Raw genomic sequence first — 4,890 nt, forward strand, 5'->3', positions numbered from 1 at the left:
TAATTTTATTATCTCTTTCTTATATTCTACAGAAAACTCTCTTCTCTTACTCATTTGATAAACACATCCTTCTTTATTGTTATTATAACGTCTTTTCTATGTGTCTATCAAATAGGGTATACTCCACTTGCAGAATACACACCGAATATACACTTTTATATTTTATTTTTTTAATTTCAATACCGCTAATCATATAACTCATCAAAAATCAATACTATTATCATAAAACATATATTTTTAAGCATAAGTTGATTATTATTATATACTATGTAACTTTTTATTACTTTGCGCTTAATTTTGTACATTTTAAGATAAATGTATTTGTATCACTTGGGTATTATGTTGATATTTTCATTGAATGTGACTATATAGTTAATAGCATAATAATATAATGCTATTTTGATATTGTTATCTGAGTAATTTTTTTATGTCGCCGGCTCTAAATTGACATAAGTTTTATACTTTAGTTTTACATAAAATTTACAAAATCAATACTATATTAAGTCATCATTAAAATATATAATAAATGAGCGATTAATAACATGAAAAAAATATTAAGCGTATTAACAGTATTGACAGTATTAAGCGTTCCTACAATTAGTGCATATGCTAGTACAGAACACGTAGCAAGTCATTCAGGTTCTGCAACACTAGTTAGAAATAGTGGAATCACACTTAAAACACCTGTAAGCGGTGATCCTTTCTTTGAGAGTAAAACAACTGTAAGTGGTGGTACTTTTCATGAGAGTGGATCTGTTGTTGAAGGTGGTGATTGGTATTATGGATTCTCTGGTTCTAATTTATTTTCTCAATATGATAATGATGAAGTAACACATAAATCATCTGTAAAAAATAGTAATACAACAAAAACATCAGGATGGGTACAACCAGGTAAAACAGCATATTCGTCTACGGCACAAACTTGGACCGGAAATCAATGCTTCTGGGGTACTTGGTAATCGGATAAATTGCAACAGGTAATCAAGCATTCTAGGCTACTCAATAAAGCCTAATAATGATAATAAAACTTCTCATCATTAAATTGATGAGAAGTTTTATTATCTACTACTAAATTAAGGAGACCTCTTATGAAAAAAATAATTCTATTTTTAACGATAGTTTTTTTTATTTGTTCTAATTTAATTTATTTTAAATACTTTTCACTCCAAAAAGAAAATTCAATTTTATATAAAAATAATGTAGAAATATCAATCGTTTATAATAATACTGTTAACATAGATGACTTTATAAAAAAAATAGAGTATTATTCCCAAAATTACAACCTAAACATATCACAATATGTATATTTAAATGATTCAACTTTAAACATATATTCTTCTAACATACAGTATGATAACAATATTAAATTACAATATGGAACATTACCAACTGAAAATAGTAATGAGTATATATCAAACAATGCATTTAATAATGAAAGTGTAGGCAAAATCGAGTTTCCTAAATCGGATTTAAATGTAAAATGTTATAATTTTAATCAAGTTAAAAATGTGGGACTAGGAAATAAATTTATCATAAGCTCTAACAATAGTGATTCTATTTTCAAAATTATTGACTTATTTAATGAAAATGGACAAACAAAAATATTGCCTAATTTAACTATAGATAAAGTTAACATAAATTTTACTCTCATGCCATTTTTATTAACTTTATTATTAATTTCTGCCTTTTCTTTGATAATATGCATTGCTTATTACATAGTAAAAAATAAATCTAAATTTTCTCTCCAAAATATATTTGGTTATAGTATATTACAAATATATTATAAGGTATTGATTAGTATTCTACTTGTAATATTAAGTGGAGGATTGATAACGAATAGTATAGTATCATCATACTTTTATATAAATAGTAAATCTAATTACATTTTTGAATTTTACTGGCAAAGTAATATATTTTTATTAATTTCATCATCTACAATAGCAACATTAATTATTGTATTCACCTTCTTTGCCAATAATAGAAACATTAATATTTTAACTGTATTAAAAGGAGAAAAAACAACAACTAAATTGGATGTAATAGTTTTGATAAGCAAATTTTTGGTAAGCTTAATCATATTCTTTATTACAAATTCATTTTTTAATCAATATAATAATCTACAAAATAAATTGAACAATATAAATTATTGGGATAACACTAAAAACGTCTATAAGACAACTCTATCAGATCAAGGTCAGTATTCTAGTTTAGCTCTAGATAGACAATATAATAATAAATTATATTTATTATATGAAGATTTAAAAGCTAACAAAAATGCCTTTATAATTAACTCAACCGATTATATGGTTTTAGACGAAAAAAATGATGATGTAACATATGTATATAATATAGCTATGAAGAATGGTCATAAGGAATATGATACTGATGGAAAATCAATCGTAATTGATGAGGGCTATTTGAATGTAAATCCAATAGAATCAGCTGATAATACTAGTATAAAAGCAAAATTAAATCCGAATGCTAATGTAATAAATATTTTAGTTCCTGAAAAATATAAAGATATAGAACAAGATATATATAATATCTATTTAGATAATTTTTATTTTAACAAAGTAACCGTAAATAATCATTATAATGAAGCGTTACATTTACCTTTAAATACACTTTTAAAATCAGACTTAGATGTTAACATCATATATGTAAGGAATAACCAAAAATATTTTACATATTCAAATAATACAGGAAGTGAACGCGACCATCATTATATAACAGATCCTGTTTGTATTATTTATGATGGAAAAGTAGACACATCTTATATAGGGGCTTATGTTTCTGATAATTTATATTTTTTTGATGATTCACAAGGAGATGCATATCAAAATATATTACCATATTTAAACAATAGTAAAACTAATCAACTTGTACAATCAGTAACATCTTTATATAAAGATGTAAACCAAGAAATAAATACCCTTAATGAAATGAATAGAAGTATGCTTTTTGCAATAGTTTCATTAGCTTTAATTTCATTTGTATTTTCAATTACTTATATACGTTTATATTATCAAAATAATTTATATAAATTATATCTGAAAAAAATTATGGGATATTCATTTATAAGCATATATGGTAAACTTATATACTTAATTTTAGCTATAAATATGATATCATCAATATTATTCAGTATCTATTTCAAAAATATAATATTAATATTTGTTGGATTATTAACAATAATAATAGAATTTATCATTGTTTTAATTTCTACTTATTATTTAAATAATCAAAATATAAATAAGATTATAAAAGGAGAAAAATAAATGCTTGAATTATTAGATATTAATAAATCATACGGGAAAAAGTCTATTTTAAAAAACTTTTCAATGAAAGTAAGCAAAAATGAATTTATAACTATCACTGGGAAAAGTGGATCTGGAAAAACAACTTTATTAAATATAATAGGTTTATTAGAAAACCCAGACAATGGAACAGTGAAAATTATTGAAAAAACTAATCCAACAAAAAAAGAAATTCAATTATTAAGGAGAAATAACTTAGGTTATATATTTCAAAACTATGCTTTACTAGAAAATGAAACAGTAAAATCAAATTTACTCCTTGCTGCAAAATACAATAAAAATTTTAAAACAGAAATGTTATTAGATGCTTTGGATAAAGTAGAACTAAATAACAATATTTTGAATGAAAAAGTATATCAACTAAGTGGAGGCGAACAGCAAAGAATTGCAATAGCAAGAATATTATTAAAACCATGTGATATAATTCTTGCCGATGAACCAACTGGCAATTTAGATGAATATAATAAAAAACAAATAGTATCAATATTATGTAAAATGAAAAATTTAAATAAAACTATTGTATGTGTAACACATGATTCATATATATCAAATATTTCTGATAATACTATTTTCTTATAGGAGGGATTTTAAATAAATGAAACGTATTTTTAACATTTTATTAAACTGTATTATATTTTTAATATCAGTTCTTATTCAAAAAATATTAGATCGATTATTAGGATTTCCATTTCATAGCTTAACAATGTATTGGGGCTCTATCTTATTTACATTTTTCATAATTAGTCTATGGATTGAATTCATCAAATCATATATTCACAAAGACACCAATCTCTAATATTAAAATTATACAAAATAAGCCCAGCAATAACAGTTAAGTTATTGCTGGGCTTTTATATATTATACTATTTTATTTCATAAAACCATAAGCCTAAAGAATTTTTTAACTCATTGCACTTATTTATTGGTAAGTATTGCGTTTCTATGCATATGCCTTTACTGTTGCCCTCACACAGTATGTAGCGCTTTCGATTTTGTTTAAATCTCAATTGATATGTTATTGTATATTAAATTAGTATTGTTAATATACTTATTTTTAGACAAAAAAATTAAGGATACAGGAGTTAATTAACTCCCATACCCTCTACTTTTAGCCATTGTGCAATTTAGCCAAATGAATTATATCAATAATTACACTACCTATCAATTAACTCGTTCTTTATATACTCATTAATCGTCTCTTCTTCACCTTCAAATATTTCTGTTAAATGTAGTATAATCTCTTGTTGCCCTCTGGAAGTCCTTTCATAGTTTTCATTATTGTATCTTTAGTTACATTAATCATAAGCTCACCCCTTAAATTAAAATATACAAGTTTAAATTTATTATCGTATGATTTATAGATATTTTAACCTAGGGCGTGTCTGAAAACAGAAATTTGCACAAAATTTAATTTTTAGGTAAAATAAAAGAAAAAACTTAGAGGTAACTATTATGGCACAAAAACGTTATGAAATATCTGATGAACAATGGAATCAAATAAAGGATTTATTTTCAGTAGCAAAAACCGGACGTCCTCCAATGGATAATAGGCTGATGTTCAACGCAATCTTAT

General features: G+C 24.3%; 4 protein-coding genes. All 4 read left to right on the plus strand.

Going from position 1 to position 4,890, the window contains the following annotated elements; all coding sequences use genetic code 11:
- Positions 1-542 precede the first annotated feature (542 nt).
- The 4 genes from CLPUN_RS04180 to CLPUN_RS29540 all read left to right on the plus strand — a co-directional run bounded on the left by CLPUN_RS04180 (position 543) and on the right by CLPUN_RS29540 (position 4,113).
- On the plus strand, positions 543-959 hold the full coding sequence (locus CLPUN_RS04180) for a lactococcin 972 family bacteriocin (RefSeq protein WP_077846115.1): 417 nt from the start codon (positions 543-545) through the stop codon (positions 957-959).
- A gap of 129 nt (positions 960-1,088) precedes the next feature.
- Positions 1,089-3,278: a DUF1430 domain-containing protein gene (locus tag CLPUN_RS04185; protein ID WP_077846116.1), complete on the plus strand. Its 2,190-nt coding sequence runs from the start codon at positions 1,089-1,091 to the stop codon at positions 3,276-3,278.
- Positions 3,279-3,896 (plus strand): ATP-binding cassette domain-containing protein, encoded by a 618-nt coding sequence (locus CLPUN_RS04190; RefSeq protein WP_077846117.1) that lies wholly within the window; start codon positions 3,279-3,281, stop codon positions 3,894-3,896. It abuts the gene before it with no gap.
- Between the two features lie 16 nt (positions 3,897-3,912).
- Positions 3,913-4,113 carry a bacteriocin-like WGxF protein gene (locus tag CLPUN_RS29540; RefSeq protein WP_158078703.1) on the plus strand — a complete coding sequence of 67 codons (201 nt, stop codon included), beginning with the start codon at positions 3,913-3,915 and terminating at the stop codon, positions 4,111-4,113.
- The last annotated feature ends 777 nt before the right edge of the window (positions 4,114-4,890 follow it).

Source organism: Clostridium puniceum (assembly GCF_002006345.1).
GTDB lineage: Bacteria > Bacillota > Clostridia > Clostridiales > Clostridiaceae > Clostridium > Clostridium puniceum.

Bases quoted from the DNA above. Each gene is read 5' to 3' on its own strand.
- CLPUN_RS04180 (WP_077846115.1), top strand. From the start codon at position 543: ATGAAAAAAATATTAAGCGTATTAACAGTATTGACAGTATTAAGCGTT.
- CLPUN_RS04185 (WP_077846116.1), top strand. From the start codon at position 1,089: ATGAAAAAAATAATTCTATTTTTAACGATAGTTTTTTTTATTTGTTCT.
- CLPUN_RS04190 (WP_077846117.1), top strand. From the start codon at position 3,279: ATGCTTGAATTATTAGATATTAATAAATCATACGGGAAAAAGTCTATT.
- CLPUN_RS29540 (WP_158078703.1), top strand. From the start codon at position 3,913: ATGAAACGTATTTTTAACATTTTATTAAACTGTATTATATTTTTAATA.